17 protein-coding genes and 1 pseudogene are annotated in these 18,900 nt (G+C 45.1%); 11 read left to right on the forward strand and 7 right to left on the reverse strand.

The features are described from left to right. Positions 1-21: 21 nt before the first annotated feature. From hisD to hisIE, 7 genes are read left to right on the forward strand one after another with little or no spacing between them, the layout of a single operon-like run. A complete protein-coding gene (gene hisD, locus G8S19_RS13900; protein ID WP_124021634.1) occupies positions 22-1,326 on the forward strand; it encodes a histidinol dehydrogenase in 1,305 nt (434 codons plus the stop codon). Then, positions 1,323-2,402 carry a histidinol-phosphate transaminase gene (gene hisC / locus G8S19_RS13905; protein WP_061067700.1) on the forward strand — a complete coding sequence of 360 codons (1,080 nt, stop codon included), beginning with the start codon at positions 1,323-1,325 and terminating at the stop codon, positions 2,400-2,402. Before hisD ends, hisC begins: the two co-directional genes overlap by 4 nt. Continuing rightward, the gene (gene hisB / locus G8S19_RS13910; protein WP_048212019.1) at positions 2,399-3,466 is read left to right on the forward strand and encodes a bifunctional histidinol-phosphatase/imidazoleglycerol-phosphate dehydratase HisB; all 1,068 of its coding nucleotides are present in this window, start codon (positions 2,399-2,401) and stop codon (positions 3,464-3,466) included. Before hisC ends, hisB begins: the two co-directional genes overlap by 4 nt. After that, positions 3,466-4,056, forward strand: a complete 591-nt coding sequence (gene hisH, locus G8S19_RS13915; RefSeq protein WP_005128083.1) for an imidazole glycerol phosphate synthase subunit HisH — start codon at positions 3,466-3,468, stop codon at positions 4,054-4,056. The genes hisB and hisH overlap by 1 nt, the downstream gene beginning before the upstream one ends. Then, positions 4,056-4,793, forward strand: a complete 738-nt coding sequence (hisA, locus tag G8S19_RS13920; protein WP_124021633.1) for a 1-(5-phosphoribosyl)-5-[(5-phosphoribosylamino)methylideneamino]imidazole-4-carboxamide isomerase — start codon at positions 4,056-4,058, stop codon at positions 4,791-4,793. The genes hisH and hisA overlap by 1 nt, the downstream gene beginning before the upstream one ends. Continuing rightward, the gene (hisF, locus tag G8S19_RS13925) at positions 4,775-5,551 is read left to right on the forward strand and encodes an imidazole glycerol phosphate synthase subunit HisF (RefSeq protein WP_048212022.1); all 777 of its coding nucleotides are present in this window, start codon (positions 4,775-4,777) and stop codon (positions 5,549-5,551) included. The genes hisA and hisF overlap by 19 nt, the downstream gene beginning before the upstream one ends. After that, positions 5,545-6,156 (forward strand): bifunctional phosphoribosyl-AMP cyclohydrolase/phosphoribosyl-ATP diphosphatase HisIE, encoded by a 612-nt coding sequence (gene hisIE / locus G8S19_RS13930; RefSeq protein ID WP_124021632.1) that lies wholly within the window; start codon positions 5,545-5,547, stop codon positions 6,154-6,156. Before hisF ends, hisIE begins: the two co-directional genes overlap by 7 nt. 46 nt (positions 6,157-6,202) lie before the next feature. Here the strand turns inward: hisIE and ugd are convergent, their stop codons facing one another. Both ugd and gndA read right to left on the reverse strand, forming a co-directional pair. Continuing rightward, positions 6,203-7,369, reverse strand: a complete 1,167-nt coding sequence (ugd, locus tag G8S19_RS13935; RefSeq protein ID WP_124021631.1) for a UDP-glucose 6-dehydrogenase — start codon at positions 7,367-7,369, stop codon at positions 6,203-6,205. 235 nt (positions 7,370-7,604) lie between these two features. Then, positions 7,605-9,011, reverse strand: a complete 1,407-nt coding sequence (gene gndA / locus G8S19_RS13940; protein WP_040231903.1) for an NADP-dependent phosphogluconate dehydrogenase — start codon at positions 9,009-9,011, stop codon at positions 7,605-7,607. Between the two features lie 245 nt (positions 9,012-9,256). Between gndA and G8S19_RS13945 the strand changes: the two genes are divergently transcribed. From G8S19_RS13945 to G8S19_RS13960, 4 genes and pseudogenes are all read left to right on the forward strand, one after another. Continuing rightward, a complete protein-coding gene (locus G8S19_RS13945) occupies positions 9,257-10,708 on the forward strand; it encodes a UbiA family prenyltransferase (RefSeq protein WP_124021630.1) in 1,452 nt (483 codons plus the stop codon). A 13-nt stretch (positions 10,709-10,721) separates the two neighbouring features. Beyond that, on the forward strand, positions 10,722-11,096 hold the full coding sequence (locus G8S19_RS13950; RefSeq protein ID WP_253685398.1) for an SMR family transporter: 375 nt from the start codon (positions 10,722-10,724) through the stop codon (positions 11,094-11,096). Further along, a complete protein-coding gene (locus G8S19_RS13955; RefSeq protein ID WP_124021628.1) occupies positions 11,096-11,215 on the forward strand; it encodes a GDP-mannose 4,6-dehydratase in 120 nt (39 codons plus the stop codon). The genes G8S19_RS13950 and G8S19_RS13955 overlap by 1 nt, the downstream gene beginning before the upstream one ends. 62 nt (positions 11,216-11,277) lie before the next feature. Beyond that, a pseudogene (locus G8S19_RS13960) lies at positions 11,278-12,274 on the forward strand (integrase core domain-containing protein). Positions 12,275-12,703: 429 nt separating this feature from the next. Here G8S19_RS13960 and G8S19_RS13965 read toward each other — a convergent pair. Genes G8S19_RS13965 through gmd form a run of 5 tightly spaced genes read right to left on the reverse strand, consistent with a single transcriptional unit; the run spans position 12,704 to position 18,896 of the window. After that, complete coding sequence (locus tag G8S19_RS13965; protein WP_253685400.1) at positions 12,704-14,656, reverse strand: hypothetical protein; 1,953 nt, start codon at positions 14,654-14,656, stop codon at positions 12,704-12,706. Positions 14,657-14,699: 43 nt separating this feature from the next. After that, positions 14,700-15,818, reverse strand: a complete 1,119-nt coding sequence (locus tag G8S19_RS13970) for a glycosyltransferase family 4 protein (protein ID WP_305883493.1) — start codon at positions 15,816-15,818, stop codon at positions 14,700-14,702. A 5-nt stretch (positions 15,819-15,823) separates the two neighbouring features. After that, on the reverse strand, positions 15,824-16,960 hold the full coding sequence (locus G8S19_RS13975; RefSeq protein ID WP_253685402.1) for a glycosyltransferase family 1 protein: 1,137 nt from the start codon (positions 16,958-16,960) through the stop codon (positions 15,824-15,826). Further along, positions 16,960-17,856, reverse strand: coding sequence for a GDP-mannose 4,6-dehydratase (locus G8S19_RS13980; RefSeq protein ID WP_101741463.1), 897 nt, complete (start codon positions 17,854-17,856; stop codon positions 16,960-16,962). The genes G8S19_RS13975 and G8S19_RS13980 overlap by 1 nt, the downstream gene beginning before the upstream one ends. Further along, entirely contained in the window at positions 17,856-18,896 is a 1,041-nt protein-coding gene (gmd, locus tag G8S19_RS13985; RefSeq protein WP_101741464.1) for a GDP-mannose 4,6-dehydratase, read from the reverse strand. Before gmd ends, G8S19_RS13980 begins: the two co-directional genes overlap by 1 nt. Between the last annotated feature and the right edge of the window lie 4 nt (positions 18,897-18,900).

An 18,900-nucleotide genomic window follows, 5' to 3' on the forward strand; every position in this document is an offset into this window, starting at 1 on the left:
GGCAAAAAAAGGAAGACGATTATGAGCTTTAATACCATCATCGACTGGAATAGCTGTACTGAAGAGCAGCAAAGTGAATTACTGATGCGCCCGGCAATCTCGGCGTCAGATAGCATCACCCGTACCGTGAGCGAAATTCTGCATAACGTAAAGTCGCGCGGTGACGCAGCGCTACGTGAATACAGCGCAAAGTTTGATAAAACTAACGTGAGTGCGCTGAAAGTCAGCGCTGAAGAGATTGCCGCCGCCGGCGCACGTCTTGGCAATGACCTGAAACAGGCCATGGCAGTCGCCGTGAAAAACATCGAAACGTTTCATAACGCGCAACAACTGCCGGTAGTCGATATTGAAACGCAGCCCGGTGTACGCTGCCAGCAGGTTACCCGCCCGGTAAATTCTGTTGGACTGTACATTCCCGGGGGCTCCGCGCCACTCTTCTCAACAGTGTTAATGCTCGCCACCCCGGCCCGCATTGCAGGCTGTAAAAAAGTGGTGTTGTGCTCTCCCCCACCCATCGCCGATGAAATTCTGTATGCCGCACAACTCTGCGGCGTACAGGAGGTGTTTAACGTTGGGGGCGCACAAGCTATTGCCGCGCTGGCATTTGGCAGTGAATCCGTGCCGAAAGTGGACAAAATTTTTGGCCCCGGTAATGCCTTTGTGACCGAAGCCAAACGTCAGGTGAGTCAGCGTCTGGACGGTGCCGCCATCGATATGCCAGCAGGTCCGTCTGAAGTGCTGGTGATTGCCGACAGCGGCGCCACGCCGGATTTCGTTGCCTCTGACTTACTCTCGCAGGCCGAACACGGCCCCGATTCCCAAGTGATCCTGCTGACGCCGGATGCCGGTATGGCCAGCCGGGTTGCTGAAGCAGTAGAACGCCAGCTTGCCGCGCTGCCACGCGCTGAAACCGCGCGGCAGGCGTTAAGCGCCAGTCGTCTGATTGTCACCCGCTCCCTTGCGCAATGCGTAGCGATTTCTAATGCGTACGGCCCGGAGCACCTGATCATTCAGACCCGCAATGCTCGCAAACTTGTCGATGACATCACCAGTGCGGGCTCTGTCTTTCTCGGTGACTGGTCACCGGAATCTGCCGGTGACTATGCCTCCGGGACTAACCACGTGCTGCCTACCTACGGCTACACCGCAACCTGCTCAAGTCTTGGACTGGCCGATTTCCAGAAGCGGATGACCGTACAGGAATTATCGCCGCAAGGTTTCTCTGCCCTGGCCGCAACCATCGAAACGCTGGCCGCAGCAGAACGACTGACAGCCCACAAAAATGCCGTTACCCTGCGCGTTAACGCCCTGAAGGAGCAAGCATGAGCACTGACAACATTCTCAGCGTTACTGATTTAGCCCGTAAAAATGTCCGTGAGCTAACACCGTATCAGTCTGCCCGCCGTCTGGGCGGAAATGGCGACGTCTGGCTCAATGCCAATGAGTTCCCCACCGCCGTTGAATTCCAGCTAACTCAGCAAACACTGAACCGTTATCCGGAGTGCCAGCCGAAGGCGGTGATCGAGAACTACGCACAGTATGCGGGCGTTAAGCCAGAGCAGGTACTGGTCAGCCGCGGTGCTGATGAAGGTATCGAGTTGCTGGTACGTGCTTTTTGCGAGCCGGGTAAAGATGCGATTCTCTACTGCCCGCCGACCTATGGTATGTATAGCGTCAGTGCGGAAACCATTGGCGTTGAATGTCGCACCGTGCCGACTCTTGCCGACTGGCAACTGGATTTACAGGGCATCGCTGACAAGCTTGATGGCGTGAAAGTGGTTTACGTTTGCAGCCCCAATAACCCGACGGGCCAGTTAATTAACCCGCAGGATCTGCGTTCACTGCTCGACATGACGCAGGGCAAAGCCATCGTGGTCGCCGATGAAGCGTATATCGAGTTTTGCCCGCAGGCCACACTGGCGGGTTGGCTATCGGAATACCCAAACCTGGTGGTACTGCGCACCCTGTCTAAGGCGTTTGCCCTTGCCGGTTTGCGCTGCGGATTTACGCTAGCTAATGAAGATGTCATCAACCTGTTGTTGAAAGTGATCGCGCCTTACCCGCTATCTACACCTGTGGCAGATATCGCCGCTCAGGCACTAACGCCGCAAGGCATTTCCGCCATGCGTGAGCGCGTGGCACAGATTCTGCAAGAGCGTCAGTACCTGGTTGATAGCCTGAAAACCATCCGCTGCGTAGAACAGGTTTTCGATTCTGAAACCAACTATGTTCTGGCGCGCTTCACAGCATCAAGCAGCGTATTTAAATCTTTGTGGGATCAGGGCATTATCTTACGAGACCAGAACAAACAACCTTCATTGAGCGGCTGCCTGCGTATTACTGTCGGAACCCGTGAAGAGAGCCAGCGCGTCATTGACGCCTTACGTGCGGAGCAAGTATGAGCCAGAAGTATCTTTTTATTGACCGTGATGGAACCCTGATTTCCGAGCCGCCCAGTGACTTTCAGGTTGATCGCTTCGACAAACTTGCCTTTGAGCCGGAGGTTGTCCCGGTCTTGCTAAAACTACAAAAAGCTGGTTTTAAGCTGGTGATGATCACCAACCAGGATGGACTGGGAACACAGAGCTTCCCGCAGGCGGATTTTGACGGTCCACACAACCTGATGATGCAAGTTTTCACCTCGCAGGGCGTCATATTTGATGAAGTACTGATCTGTCCGCACCTGCCGGCAGACGCGTGTGATTGTCGTAAACCCAAAGTGAAGCTGGTCGAGCAATACCTGATTGAACAGGCGCTGGATACCGAGAACAGCTACGTGATCGGCGATCGCGTAACCGATATTCAACTGGCGGAAAACATGGGCATCACCGGGTTACGCTATCACCGCGATACGCTGAACTGGGCAATGATCGGTGAGCAACTAACCAAACGGGATCGTTACGCCCACGTTGAGCGTAATACCAAAGAAACGCAGATTGACGTTAAAGTCTGGCTGGACCGCGAAGGCCGCAGCAAAATTAATACCGGCGTCGGCTTCTTTGACCACATGCTGGATCAAATCTCGACCCACGGTGGTTTTCGTATGGAAATAGCCGTCAAAGGCGATCTGTATATTGACGATCACCACACCGTTGAGGATACAGGGCTGGCTCTGGGCGAAGCCTTAAAACTGGCGTTGGGCGATAAACGCGGCATCAACCGTTTTGGTTTTGTGCTGCCGATGGACGAGTGCCTGGCACGCTGCGCCCTGGATATCTCCGGGCGTCCACACCTGGAGTACCGGGCTGAGTTTACCTACCAGCGCGTCGGCGATCTGAGTACGGAGATGATCGAACACTTCTTCCGTTCGCTCTCTTACACCATGGGCGTCACGTTACACCTTAAAACCAAAGGTAAAAATGACCACCACCGCGTGGAAAGTCTGTTCAAAGCCTTTGGCCGCACGCTGCGCCAGGCTATTCGCGTAGAAGGCGACACGCTTCCTTCTTCAAAAGGGGTGCTGTGATGAACGTGGTGATCCTCGACACCGGCTGTGCCAACCTGAACTCGGTGAAATCCGCCGTCGCACGCCACGGCTACGATCCGGTAGTTAGCCGCGATGCGGATGTTGTGCTGCGCGCCGATAAACTGTTTCTGCCGGGTGTCGGTACCGCCCAGGCGGCAATGGATCAGCTACACGAGCGTGAGCTGATTGAACTGATCAAAGCCTGCACACAGCCTGTACTGGGGATTTGCTTAGGTATGCAGCTGCTTGGTCGACGCAGTGAAGAAAGTAACGGTGTCTCCCTGCTGGGGATTATTGATCAAGACGTACCCAAAATGACCGATTTTGGTCTGCCGTTGCCGCATATGGGCTGGAACCGTGTCTATCCACAGGCCGGAAACCGCCTTTTCCAGGGCATTGAGGATGGGGCGTATTTCTATTTTGTACACAGCTACGCCATGCCGGTGAACCCATGGACTATTGCGCAATGCAACTACGGTGAGCCCTTCACCGCAGCGGTACAAAAAGATAATTTCTTTGGCGTGCAGTTCCACCCGGAGCGTTCAGGTGCCGCTGGCGCGAAGTTGCTGAAAAACTTTCTGGAGATGTAATGATTATTCCGGCATTAGATTTAATCGACGGCACGGTTGTGCGTCTTCATCAGGGCGATTACGCAACGCAGCGTGATTACGGTAACGATCCCCTGACCCGTTTACAAAGCTATGCCGCACAAGGCGCAAAGGTGTTGCACCTGGTGGATCTGACCGGGGCAAAAGATCCGCAGAAACGGCAAATACCGCTGATTAAAACACTGGTTGCTGGCGTAAACGTACCGGTGCAGGTAGGGGGTGGCGTACGTACCGAAGCAGATATTGAAGCGCTGCTTAACGCTGGCGTCGCCCGCGTAGTGGTGGGTTCGACTGCGGTAAAATCTCCCGAAGTCGTCAAGAACTGGTTTGCCCGTTTTGGTGCCGACGCGCTGGTTCTGGCTCTGGATGTGCGGATTGACGAGCACGGGAATAAACAGGTTGCAGTTAGCGGCTGGCAGGAAGATTCCGGGGTTTCACTGGAAGAACTGGTTGAGACCTATTTACACGTCGGCCTGAAGCACGTGCTGTGCACCGATATCTCCCGCGACGGCACGCTGGCGGGCTCAAACGTCGCGCTTTATGAAGAAGTGTGCGCCAAATATCCGCAGGTGGCATTTCAGTCATCTGGTGGTATTGGTGGAATCGAGGACGTAGCGGCCCTTCGCGGGACCGGTGTTCGTGGTGTTATCGTCGGACGAGCCTTGCTGGAAGGTAAATTCACCGTTGAGGAGGCCATCCAATGCTGGCAAAACGCATAATCCCTTGCCTTGATGTTCGTGACGGACAGGTTGTCAAAGGTGTTCAATTCCGCAATCACGAGATTATTGGCGATATCGTTCCGCTGGCGAAACGCTATGCCGATGAAGGCGCAGATGAGCTGGTTTTTTACGATATCACCGCATCGAGCGATGGTCGCGTGGTGGACAAAAGCTGGGTATCACGCGTGGCAGAAGTGATCGACATTCCGTTCTGTGTCGCCGGTGGGATTAAATCACCAGAGGATGCCGCAAAGATACTGTCTTTCGGCGCAGATAAAATTTCTATCAACTCCCCGGCTCTGGCTGACCCAACGTTGATCACCCGCCTGGCAGATCGCTTTGGCGTGCAGTGTATCGTGGTGGGCATTGATACGTGGTATGACGCAGAAACCGGCAAATATCACGTTAACCAATATACCGGGGATGAAAGCCGTACCCGCGTCACGCAGTGGGAAACGATCGACTGGGTAACAGAGGTGCAAAAACTGGGCGCCGGTGAAATCGTTCTTAATATGATGAACCAGGACGGCGTGCGTAACGGCTACGATCTCGAGCAGTTGAAAAAAGTGCGCGAAGTTTGCCACGTTCCGCTGATCGCCTCAGGCGGTGCCGGAACGATGGAGCACTTTCTCGAAGCCTTCAGGGATGCGGATGTCGATGGCGCGCTTGCCGCCTCGGTCTTCCACAAGCAAATTATCAATATTGGCGAATTAAAAGCGTACCTGGCAACACAGGGCGTGGAGATCAGGATATGTTAACCAAGCAACAATGCCGCGAGCTGGACTGGGAAAAAACCGATGGGATGATGCCGGTCGTCGTGCAGCATGCAGTTTCCGGTGAGGTGCTGATGCTCGGGTATATGAACCCGGAAGCGCTGGATAAAACGATCGAAAGCGGCAAAGTGACCTTTTTCTCGCGTACTAAACAACGCCTGTGGACCAAAGGTGAAACCTCTGGCAACTTTCTTAATGTCGTCAGCATTTCCGCTGATTGCGACAACGACACCCTGCTGGCGCTGGTTAACCCTATTGGGCCAACCTGTCACAAAGGCACCAGCAGTTGTTTTGGTGAGTCCAGCCACCAATGGTTGTTCCTGTATCAACTGGAGCAACTCCTGGCTCAGCGTAAAACGGCAGATCCCGCCAGCTCCTATACCGCAAAATTGTACGCCAGCGGTACGAAGCGAATTGCCCAGAAAGTTGGAGAGGAAGGTGTTGAGACAGCACTGGCCGCGACCGTGCATGATCGTTTCGAGTTAACCAATGAGGCATCGGACCTGATGTATCACCTGCTGGTTCTGCTGCAGGACCAGGATCTCGATCTGACGACAGTGATTGAGAATTTACGCAAGCGCCATCAGTAATAGACTGATACCGGCATGATGCCGGTATCATTATTTCGCCGAGCGTTTAATCGTTACCGAATAAATCGCGGGTATACACTTTATCAGCGACATCCTGCAGTTCTTCTGCCATGCGGTTAGAGATAATCACATCGGCCTCACGTTTAAATTTAGCCAGATCACGCTCAACCCGTGAATGGAAGAAACTCTCTTCTGCTATTACCGGTTCATAAATTATGACCGGGATACCTTTCGCTTTAATGCGTTTCATGATGCCCTGAATAGACGATGCCCTGAAATTATCTGAGCCGCTTTTCATAATCAGGCGATAGATACCGACAACTTTGGGTTTACGCGAAAGAATGGCATCAGCAATAAAATCTTTTCGTGTGCGGTTAGCATCAACGATGGCTGAAATAATATTATTAGGTACAGATTGATAGTTGGCAAGTAATTGCTTCGTGTCTTTTGGCAGACAATATCCACCATAACCGAATGAAGGATTGTTGTAATGGTTACCAATACGCGGGTCCAGACAAACCCCTTCGATGATCTGTCGTGCATTAAGCCCCAGGCTTTCTGCATAGCTATCAAGTTCGTTAAAATAAGCAACACGCATTGCCAGATAAGTATTTGCAAAAAGCTTAATGGCTTCAGCTTCAGTAGAATCAGTGAACAGCACCGGGATATCCTGCTTTATCGCCCCTTCCTGTAATAAGGCAGCAAAACGCTCAGCACGAGCAGATCGTTCGCCGATGACAATTCGTGAAGGGTATAAGTTATCATACAGTGCCTTCCCTTCGCGCAGGAACTCAGGAGAAAAGATAATATTATCCGAGTTAAATTTCTGTCGCATAGTCTGCGTAAAACCAACAGGTACTGTTGATTTAATCACCATGAGTGCATCAGGATTTATTGCAATCACATCTCTGATAACTGATTCAACGCTGGAGGTATCAAAATAATTTGTTTTCGGGTCATAATCTGTAGGCGTTGCAATAATAACAAAATCTGCATTCTGATAGGCGTCGTACTTGTCCAGCGTGGCTTTAAAATTTATATTGCTTGATTGTAGATACTGTTCAATTTCTTTATCGACTATCGGAGACATCCGATTATTTAGCATCTCGACACGTGAAGGGACAATGTCCAGAGCAATGACCTGATGATGTTGGGCGATAAGAAGACCATTTGACAGGCCAACATATCCGGTACCAGAAATGGTAATTTTCATTTCATGCTCTCAGTATTAACTTAATATTTAATCATGATGTTGGACATCCTGATAAGAGAATAATGTTTTAACGTTTTGTTGAATATTGTGTCAACGAAGGTTAAAACAATTCAGATTTTCTTTATCAGGGTACGCCAGAAATATTAAGTAAAGATTAAGCAATCAACGCAAATCAATCAGATTTAAGATAAAAAAAAGCCCGGTTAGAGAACCGGGCCAGTGACTATCAGAAGACTTATTCCATCCATTCGGTATGGAAAACACCTTCTTTATCAGTACGTTTGTAGGTATGCGCACCGAAGTAATCACGCTGAGCCTGAATCAGGTTAGCGGGCAATACTTCTGCACGATAACTGTCGTAATAAGCGACAGCAGCAGAGAATGTCGGTACCGGGATACCATTCTGCACAGCATACGCTACAACATCACGCAGTGCCTGTTGGTATTCATCGGCAATGTTCTTGAAGTACGGGTCGAGCAACAGGTTCGCGATACCAGGATTTTTAGCGTAGGCATCGGTGATTTTCTGCAGGAACTGCGCGCGAATAATACAGCCCGCACGGAAGATTTTTGCAATCTCGCCGTAATTCAGATCCCAGTTATGCTCGTCCGATGCGGCACGCAGCTGTGAGAAGCCCTGAGCATAAGAAACGATCTTACCGAGGTACAGTGCACGACGTACTTTCTCAATAAATTCTGCCTTATCACCCGCAAGCTGAGCTTTAGGTCCAGACAGGACTTTAGAGGCAGCGACACGCTGATCTTTCAGCGAAGAGATGTAACGTGCAAACACAGATTCAGTGATCAGAGACAGCGGTTCACCAAGATCCAGAGAGCTTTGACTGGTCCATTTACCGGTACCTTTGTTCGCCGCTTCATCCAGAATGAAATCCACCAGATATTTACCATCTTCATCTTTTTTGGTGAAGATATCTTTGGTGATGTCGATCAGATAGCTGCTCAGCTCACCGTTATTCCACTCGGTAAAGGTGCTGGCCAGTTCTTCATTGCTCAGGTTCAGACCCCCTTTCAACAATGAATAGGCTTCGGCAATCAGCTGCATGTCACCATATTCAATGCCGTTGTGCACCATCTTCACGTAGTGGCCTGCACCGTCGGCACCAATATACGTCACACACGGCTCACCATCTTCAGCAACCGCTGCGATTTTAGTCAGGATTGGCGCTACCAGTTCATAAGCTTCTTTCTGGCCACCCGGCATGATGGATGGGCCTTTCAGCGCACCTTCTTCACCACCAGAGACGCCGGTTCCGATGAAGTTAAAACCTTCAGCGGAGAGCTCACGGTTACGACGGATAGTGTCCTGGAAGAACGTATTACCGCCATCAATGATGATGTCACCTTTATCCAGATAAGGTTTCAGGGAGTCGATAGCAGCATCAGTGCCAGCACCCGCTTTCACCATTAACAGGATACGACGAGGTGTTTCAAGGGATTCAACAAACTCTTTTACCGTATAGTATGGAACCAGTTTTTTCCCCGGATTCTCGGCGATAACCTCTTCCGTTTTTTCACGTGAGCGGTTGAAAACGGACACGGTGTAACCACGGCTTTCGATGTTGAGCGCCAGGTTGCGCCCCATCACAGCCATACCAACGACGCCGATTTGTTGCTTAGACATTATGTACTCCTGTCAGGTGATCTAACGAGCAGATGCATTACTCGCATAATTTCTAACATACTATCGCAAAACCCTGCATCGAAGCCATAACCTGATCTCAACAAGCACAGTTGGGTAAAATCTGGCTCAGGGACTATCTTTTTCTTTAAAATATAACTAAGTTTGTATAAAATAATCAGTTAATAATGTTTTCGATACCTCTCGATTGAGAATCGATGTAGATTCTGCTTAGCCAAGGAATGTAAATGTCCACCAAGCCATTTGATGCTATCGACATAAATGTGCCTCTTGTTGTCGATTTAGACGGCACTCTGTCTAAAACTGACACACTACATGAAGGTATTGTGTCAATATTATTCAAAAAACCAATTAAAATATTTGGATTAACTACGGCCTTATTTGATGGAAAAACATCTTTTAAACGCTTTGTTACAGAAACTGTAACGCAAAATGCAGACTCATTCTGTTACAGACATAATCTAATAGATTATTTAAAAACAGAAAAACGCAAAGGGAGAGAAATCCATCTTGTCACAGCCTCTAACCAAAATATTGCAGACTCTATAAATGAGTATCTGGGGATCTTTGATGGTGTAAAAGGTTCTGATAACCAATTAAATTTAAAAGGAGTCAATAAATTAGCATGGCTAAAAGATAGATTCCCACAGGGTTTTATTTATGCAGGTGACCATAAAGCTGATATTACAATCTGGAACGAGTCTAAAGGTGTTATTCTTGTAGGAAATGGGAATGCGTTTAAGAAAGATATAAAAAGTGAAATCCCATGTCTTGCTTTTGAAGATGCCAAGGTAAGTATTTTCAAACAATGGATAAAACAACTGAGATTACATCAGTGGGCTAAAAATATACTGATTTTTATCCCTATATTTCTGGCACATATCGCAAATGATGCGAACGTTATTGCAAAAACTACATTGGCATTTGTCGCATTTGGTTTAATTGCCTCCGCAACCTATATTATTAACGATCTTGCAGACCTTGAAGCCGATCGTCGACATAAGACAAAAAGAAACAGACCTCTTGCATCTGGTAATATTTCCACATTTCAAGGGCTCATTGGTGCGTTGATACTATTCTTAATCGGCGGAATAATATCAATAAATTTATCAATAGGTTTAACATACTGTATTTTAATTTATGTAATGTTAACGCTTTGCTACTCATTCAAACTAAAAAGAGTTCCAATGTTAGATGTTTCAATCATCGGCGCTCTTTTTACATTAAGAATAATCATGGGGTCGGTGTTGAATGATCTTCCCCTATCTCCATGGTTGAATTCATTCTCTGCCTTGCTATTTTTCTCGCTGGCTCTGGCAAAACGGCATGTTGAGATTCTCAAATCTGATCAAACAATGACTAACAAAATTGGTGGTCGCGGTTACACTCATCAAGACTGGCCATTAACCTTAGCCTTTGGTGTAAGTAGCGCGATCTGTTCAATTTTAATCATGCTGCTTTTCCTGACTCAGGAAGCAATGGTGCAGATAAATTATAGTGCTCCTGAATGGCTATTGCTTGAACCAATATGCGTATTTCTTTGGGTAATGAGAATATGGTTTCTTAGCCATAGGAAAGTATTAACGGATGATCCCGTGGTTTTCGCGATCAAGGATAGGACGAGTATTTGTTTAGGTTTTGTAGCTACTGCTGGTTTTATGATCGCAAGTTACCTATAAGTCGTGGTGAAAAATGAGTTTGATTGTTCTATTACTAGCGTTAACAAGCGTATCTCTAAATGCCCTTGCACAGGTTGCAATGCGGAAAACAATGCTCACATTAGCACCTCTTCCTGATGCTATTGCAGGCTATTTTGGATTTGCAATTCAATTAATCCTGAATCCTTGGTTTATTGCTGGTATGTTGTGCTATGTGATAAGTATTGGCTTATGGATGACTGTACTGGGAAAAGTAGAGGTAAGCTTGGCTTATCCACTTTCATCAGTTGGTTTTATTATCACTGCTGCAATTGGCTATTTTTTCCTGAAAGAAGACATAAATACAATGAGACTCATTGGCTTGTCTCTTATTTGCGTCGGAATTGTATTTATCTCTAGGAGTGCATAATGCGTCATATAATCACTGGCGGAAGCGGTTTTACAGGAAGTGTTTTAACTAAACAGTTACTTGATAAAGGACAAGAAGTTGTCAATATCGATATCCGAGAACTGATCTCCTCCCTGTAAACAGTGCCAGGCTAAACTGAAGTCTCTGGTCTTTCTTCCATCTCAAAGAGAGGCACATCGCCATGAAAAAGACCCGTTATACCGAAGAACAGATCGCGTTTGCGCTGAAACAGGCCGAAACCGGCACCCACGTCGGGGAAGTCTGCCGAAAGATGGGCATTTCTGAGGCCGCTTTTTACAACTGGAAGAAGAAATTTGCCGGTCTGGGCGTAACGTAACTGCGGCGTCTGCGGCAACTGGAGGATGAAAATCAGCGGCTGAAGAAACTGGTGGCTGACCCGAGTCTGGACAAGGAGATGCTGCAGGAGGTACTGAAGCAAAAGTTCTGAGGTCGGCTCAGAAGCGTCAGGCGGTGCATTTTCTGCAGGAGGCTTACCGTATCAGTGTCTGACGGGGATGCGGGCTGCTGATGCAGAGCAGAACCGTTTACCACTGGCTGAGCCGGCGGGATGATCGGGCGATAACCCTGCGTATCAGGGAAATAGCGGTAACCCGGGTCCGCTACGGTTGCCCGCGTATTCATATTCAGTTACGACGGGGAGGCTGCGGCTTAACCACAAGAAAACACACAGGATCTATTGTCTGGAAGGACTGAACTTGCGGAGAAAACGCCCGCGCAGGCATGTCAGTGCAGCACATCGTCAGCAACGTCCTGTCCTGACCGGTGTCGATCAGTGCTGGAGTATGGATTTCGTGTAGGATAACCTGTTTAACGGACGACGTTTCCGGGCGCTGAGCAAGCGCCTGCCGGTACGTATTCAGACAGATAACGGCAGCGAGTTTATTTCGAAATGTCTGGATAAATGGGCGTATGAGCACGGTGTCACAATGGACTTCTCCCGCCCCGGAAAACCAAAGGATAACCCGTTTATTGCATCATTTAACGGCAGTCTGCGGGATGAATGCCTGAACATTTACTGGTTCCTCTCGCTGGAAGATGCGCAGGACAAACTCGACAACTGGCGCGGGGAATATAATCATGAGAGAACGCATTCATCATTAAATGACATGACTCCGGCTGAATTCATCCGAAGTCTCCGGAAAGACGAAGATCTCTGATTTAGCACTACACTGAATTTGGGCCAGGGCCAATTTGGCCAGGATCTCAAAAAATGCATGGAACTAAAATGGTTCTATTTACATTACCTTCAACCGACTCCATTGCATGGGACTCACTATTTATAGTTAAAACAATAGGTTCACATGCATTAGGCCCAAAGGAGATAAGCTCAGCATAGAAAGTAACTAGGCCTTACACTACTTTATCCTAAACAATTTGGGATAGCTAATAAAGATATTCTACTTGATACATCGCTGACATATGAAATTCTCGGTTGGTCAAAGACAAAATCAGACATCATAGCAATGATGTGAAGTATTTGACTCATTTATTCCCACCAGTAAATAAACAACCATCTAATACGAAAATATTTTGGTCATTTCAATAAATGAAATAACCAAAATAGTACTTACTGTTTTATCAATAAATCATTCCCAATGCATTTTTATTAATCCCAGACCAATCTCCCTTGTATCATTACTCAGACCTAGTTGGGCAGGTGATGCAGGTGAAGGTACTTTAATAGTGATCTCGGGGTTTTTCACTACCTCAGGAAATTCAAATTTTGCAACGTATTGATTCTCTTTCCCTTCTTGTGGAAGCAGAGTTCTGGAAACATTATTAACTGTCATTAGCAGTGGCTTATCCATATTTGGTCCAAAAGTAGTAAGTTCTACATAGAAGGTCACACTCTTATTTAGCTCTACGTCCAGGAAGAATTTAACATCATTTCCTTCACTCCAGCGGCCCCATCCCTCATATTGACCAATACCTGCAACACCTGCAACAAAACTTGGAAAACCAGCTTTTTTAAAATCAATTGTGTTGGGTTTAGATGCAGAGTATTTCAGTCCATCATAGGGGATAAATCCGTCACAATACATTTCCCCAGTAATGTAACGCCACCCATATCTTGGAAATGAAGAAGTACTGAGATCGATAGGTTTATGTGTTTTTAAATCCTTATACTCCCCATTACATGAATCACTAAATAGCTTATTGTCTGTCTCACGGTAAATTATTTTTGTAACAACACCATTGCTATTTTTATAAGCGTGGGAGTTTCTCCCTCCACCCAACCACTGGTCTACCGGAAAAGTTCTAACAATGAATATGTCTGGTTCTGGTTCATAGAGATGAGGATAATGTTCCAACAAGTATGAAGTCCACGGCTTATGAACTAGTGTGTTTTCTTCATTAATATACCCTCTACAGAAAAAAATATATGAAATTGCAACGAGTAATAAAATAATCTTTTTATTTGTACTATTAAGCACAGTTGAAGAATAGACGCAACACCATGCTACAATTGGCGCAATTGAATACAAAGCATATCTTTGAAAGATACTTTGGCCTGAATTAAAATTATTATTAGCCATCAGCGGAATACAAATCAGAATTGAAAATGACAATGAAAAAATCAGATCGTTGAAAATTTTATGGTTATTATTTTTCTTCAAAAACAAAATAAATAAAACTAACCATGGAGCACCAACCCAAAGTCCCTGGTCCAGATCAAAATAGTAAGATATAAAATGATGAAAGTTGATATTTGAAATATTACTAGCTTGGCTTCCAATTAGACTAAACTTTCCGAATTCTGCATAATAGAATATTATAGAACTTATTGAAATAATACCATATAACCATACCTGCCAACGCTTCAATAAATAAAAAGAGGTAGCTATAATGTTATTTTTTTCTAATCTTGCTATGTATATAGGAATGAGAACAAATAAAAGAGAAAGCGATACTACTTGAATTGATGCAAAAGATATAAAGGCCACAGCACGTAATGGTCTGTCAGTAATCAAATTATAAAACGCAAGAAAAACGAAGGTATAGATCATTACCTCCGGATGGCTCCATTTCAAATAAAATAGCACACCACCGGCCAAAAATAAGAATTGTGCAATACCATCCTTCTTATCTCTTATTGCCATTAGATATAATGCAAACACTAAAAAAAGCGCATTAACTAATTGAAAAGATTTAAGAGGATTTATATTAAAAATAGATAATACTTTCTCAGCAGCCGCGCTTAAAAGCGGGTAAAACCAAAAATGATACCCATAATAAGAGCCATTAATACTTTTAAAAATACCAGTATTAGCTGCATTTTCTTCATTAGCCAAAATACCATTTCTTATGTTTTCTAAATATTGTAAATTATAGCCTGATGACTTATTTACACTAACGTCATCCATTCTATCTACTATATCACTTACAGTGATATCAGGAGAAAAATGGTTAACAAATGACTTCGTAATAAGTGAATACTCATAACCATCACCATTTCTTTGTGGTTTACTTATTACGCTTGCAGCAAGAAGTGTAAGAGATAAAATAAAGAACACTATGTAATTAAATTTTATTGTCATTTTAAACCCTGTTAAAACATAACCACTCAATGTTTCATTTATACTAAATCGAAACAATAAGCGACCTATATAGTTCTGCGTAATCATGCGACATCTTTTCAGATGTGAATATCTCGTTGAAGCGGGAATACGCTTTTAGCCCACATCTATTTGCCAGTTGTTGATCATCATATAACGTCTCCATGGCTTCTCTGAGAGAACGTGAATCATCGGGTGGAATAACTAATCCAGTCTCACCATGTATATTGATGTAAGTTGTGCCAGTGCCAATTTCACAAGAAATTAAAGGCTTTCCAAACATAGCCCCTTCAAGCAAAGTGATACCAAACGCCTCTGAACGTAAATGAGATGGAAAAACAACCGAATAGCAAAGTTGTAGCAATGCAGTTTTGTCTTCGTCGTTTATTGCGCCAACGAAGTGAACATTTGATAAGTTAAGCTCTCTAGCTTTTAACTTTAACTCTTGTTCAATACCACCGCCACCGACAATAACAACTGGTAAGGTTGTAGAATGCACAGCATCTAATAAGGTATGTAACCCTTTATAGTAGCGAAACGCGCCAATAAATAGAAAGAATTTATCTCCGATTTTCTTACGCCAATAATTGATTTTGTCATCACTGACATTAGGATAAGAATTTTCATCTAATCCATAAGGGATGATCTTTACTTTAGATTCGAATTTCTGTAATACAGTACTAGTATTTGCATAATTTGGAGAAGCAGCAACAATGCAATCAACTGAGCTCAGAAAGCGATTCATTAGTGGTGAATATAACCGAGAAATAAACTTTTGCTTTACAATATCAGAATGATAGCTAACAACTGCTGGTTTTTTTATTCGACACAAAAAATGAAGCATATCCATAAAAGGAAATGGATAATGGTAATGAATAATATCTGCTTGATTTGCTAATTCTTTAAATTTCTTAATGCAAGATAGTGAAAATGGTGTTGAGGCCACCTCAAAATTAGTTTTTGCGTAGAAAACACGCTGTACACCAATTTTTTGATTATCAATATCCCCACGTTTACTTAAAGAAAGTACTGTTGATTCAACATCATATTCAGCCCCAGACTCACTTAACTGGTAGATAACTTGCTCTATGCCACCAAAAGTATCTGGATAGTATGTCTTATAAAAATGCAATACTTTCAACATTAGCCTTACTTCACCTGTTTGTACGCAGCAACCGTTTCGGTTGCACATCGTTTCCATGAAAATTGGTTAACATGTGATAATCCACTGTTAGTGGCACTACCCTGCCATTCCGTATCCGTAAGACTCTTCATAATTAAAGACGTTAGCGTCTCAACATCCATGGCATCGCACATTAACGCACTGCCACCCGCAACTTCAGGAAGTGAAGAGCTATTTGAACAAACAACAGGAGTACCAGAAGCCATCGCCTCTAATACAGGTAGCCCAAATCCTTCATAAATTGATGGAAATAAGAAGCTAACCGCGCCGGCATACAGTGCTGGCAAATCGCTTGAAGGCGTAAATCCTAAATAACGTAACCAGCCTTCTCGTTCACCTTGCTCAAATCGACGATGCAAAGTATCACTATTCCACCCTTTGAACCCGCTAATTACGAGTGGGGTTTGCTTTCTCAGTGAGAGTGGCAGACGCTCGTAGGCATCAAGCAATGTCGCAATATTCTTTCTCGGTTCAATCGAGCCAGTAAATAGGGAATATTTTTTAAAGGTAAGTTCGTATTTTCCGAGAACAGGAGTTATATCTTCTTCACGGCGGGGCTTAAATTCACCACTACATGCTAACTTTGCAGTAAACACCCTACTTTCAGAAATATTAAAATAATTAATCAGTTCCAATCTGGTAAAATCAGAGTCTGTAATAAATACTGATGCTCGCTTTACCGTTTGTAAAAGCTCTTTACGCATATACCTAACTCTCTCAGGAGGATGGCATTGCGGTAAAGTAAAAACAGAAAGATCATGAAACGTGACAACACAGCGCTCTACCTTCGGTGGCAGATAAAAATTCGGCCCATGATAAATCGTATCATTATGATTTCTCAAGACATTAGTCTTCAACCACGGAGCTGTGAGCCTATATACTTCCGAAGCCAGTCGACTCTTTTTTATTAAACTTTTAAGCCCCTCTGTTGAAGAGCTATTTTCTTTAGCCACGGGCATTTGCTGAGTAAGTCGATGCCCATTTAAAAAAAGTAATTCGGATATTTCTGGATCATCAGATAAACATTTAGCCAACTCAAATGCATAGCGACCGATACCTGTTAATGGGTATTTTATTGCATCAGTTCCAAATATGACTTTCATTACTCGTTTTCCAACATCCAGCGCAGAGTATCTTCGAGTGGTGGGACATTCCAATCTGGAATAAATGATTGTAATTTAGATGGATCCCCACTAAGTGTCTTAACTTCATTTGCCCGGACAAATTCTGGATTAATCTGGATGGTCAGATGGTGTCCGGTTATTTTTTCACAAAGTTCAATAACTTTTCTCAGTGAATATGTGCGGCCAGAGCAGATGTTAATAACTTCGCCAACTGGTTTCGCCTGTAATAACTTGACATAAGCATGGCTTAATGCACGAACATCTGTAAAATCACGCCAAACATCAATGTTTCCTAACTCGATCGTCGGTGATTTTGATTTAAAGTGTTTAACTATCTTTGGCAGAAGGAAGTTTTCCGCCTGACCAACACCTGTATAGTTAAATGGTCTCGTAATGAATACGGGTAGTTTATCCATCCACAATCGAGACATATATTCCATGGCCAACTTGCTGACGGCATAATCGTTCGCGGGATTTGCTGTCGCAAATTCATTCAGTTGCCCTGCGGTACCATTTCCATAAATGTTTGCACTACTGGCGAGAAGCACACCATCCAGGATGGTGCTGCAGGTACTCAGAGCCTGCAATAAATTACGCGTACCAAGTAAATTAACATTGTAGAAAGCATCTGCATCACCATGCCCGACATATGCGATAGCGGCCAAATGGACAACAACGTTTGGTTGTATGCGCTCCACAATATCCTGCAACTTCGCAGTATCCATTAGATCAACCTGATAATAATCAGGCCCATCAAAAGGCATTGCACCAATACCGAATACCCGATATCCGGCAGCGGATAACTCCGCTGCCACATAACGGCCGGTAAAACCATTAATCCCTGTTACCAGGGCATGTTTGCCGGCGCCGAACATCAGAAAGAAAACCCTTGCTGGTTACGACGTAAATCAGCTTCAACCATCATTTGGCATAACTGCTCTAACGAGGTTTTTGGCTCCCATCCCAGAATTTCTTTTGCACGGGCAGGGTTACCAATCAGCAAATCCACTTCAGCAGGACGGAAGAATTTAGGATTTACGCGAACTAATGTTTTCCCTGTCGCAACATCAATACCCACTTCTTGCTCGTCTTTACCCTCGAAGCGCAGCGTAAATCCTGCTGCTTTGAAAGCCATGCTGACAAAGTCACGCACGGTCTCTGTACGATTAGTTGCGAGCACAAAGGTATCGGGTTTTTCTGCCTGCAGAATACGCCACATACCTTCGACATATTCTTTTGCATAGCCCCAATCACGCTTGGCGTCCATATTACCAAGTTCAAGGACATCAAGTTTGCCGAGTTTGATTTTAGCAACAGAATCAGTGATTTTACGCGTTACAAATTCCTGGCCACGTAATGGTGATTCGTGGTTAAACAGAATCCCGCTTGATGCAAAAATATTATAGCTTTCACGGTAGTTCACGGTCATCCAGTGAGCATACAGTTTTGCAACGCCATACGGACTGCGCGGATAAAATGGAGTATCTTCTTTTTGCGGTACCGCCTGAACGAGACCGAACATTTCAGACGTTGATGCCTGATAATAACGAATCTCAGGGTTTACAATACGAATAGCTTCGAGCAAGTTGACCGGTCCAATACCTGTAATTTCAGCAGTGGTCACCGGCTGGTCAAATGATACGCCTACAAAACTTTGCGCCGCGAGGTTATAAACTTCTGTAGCACCAGTTGTTTGCATCAATCGGATACTTGCAGACAAGTCAGTGAGATCGTATTCAACTAAGTGGAGGTTCGCATTATCTTTGATACCTAATTCTTCAATACGCCAGAAGTTGACAGAACTTGTACGGCGGTAAGTTCCGTATACGACGTAGCCCTTTCCTAGTAACAACTCAGCAAGGTAGGCACCATCTTGACCAGTAATGCCAGTAATAATTGCAGTTTTTTTAGCCATGTTA

The organism is Citrobacter sp. SX206 (assembly GCF_024181025.1).
In the GTDB taxonomy this organism is placed as follows: Bacteria; Pseudomonadota; Gammaproteobacteria; order Enterobacterales; family Enterobacteriaceae; genus Citrobacter; species Citrobacter youngae.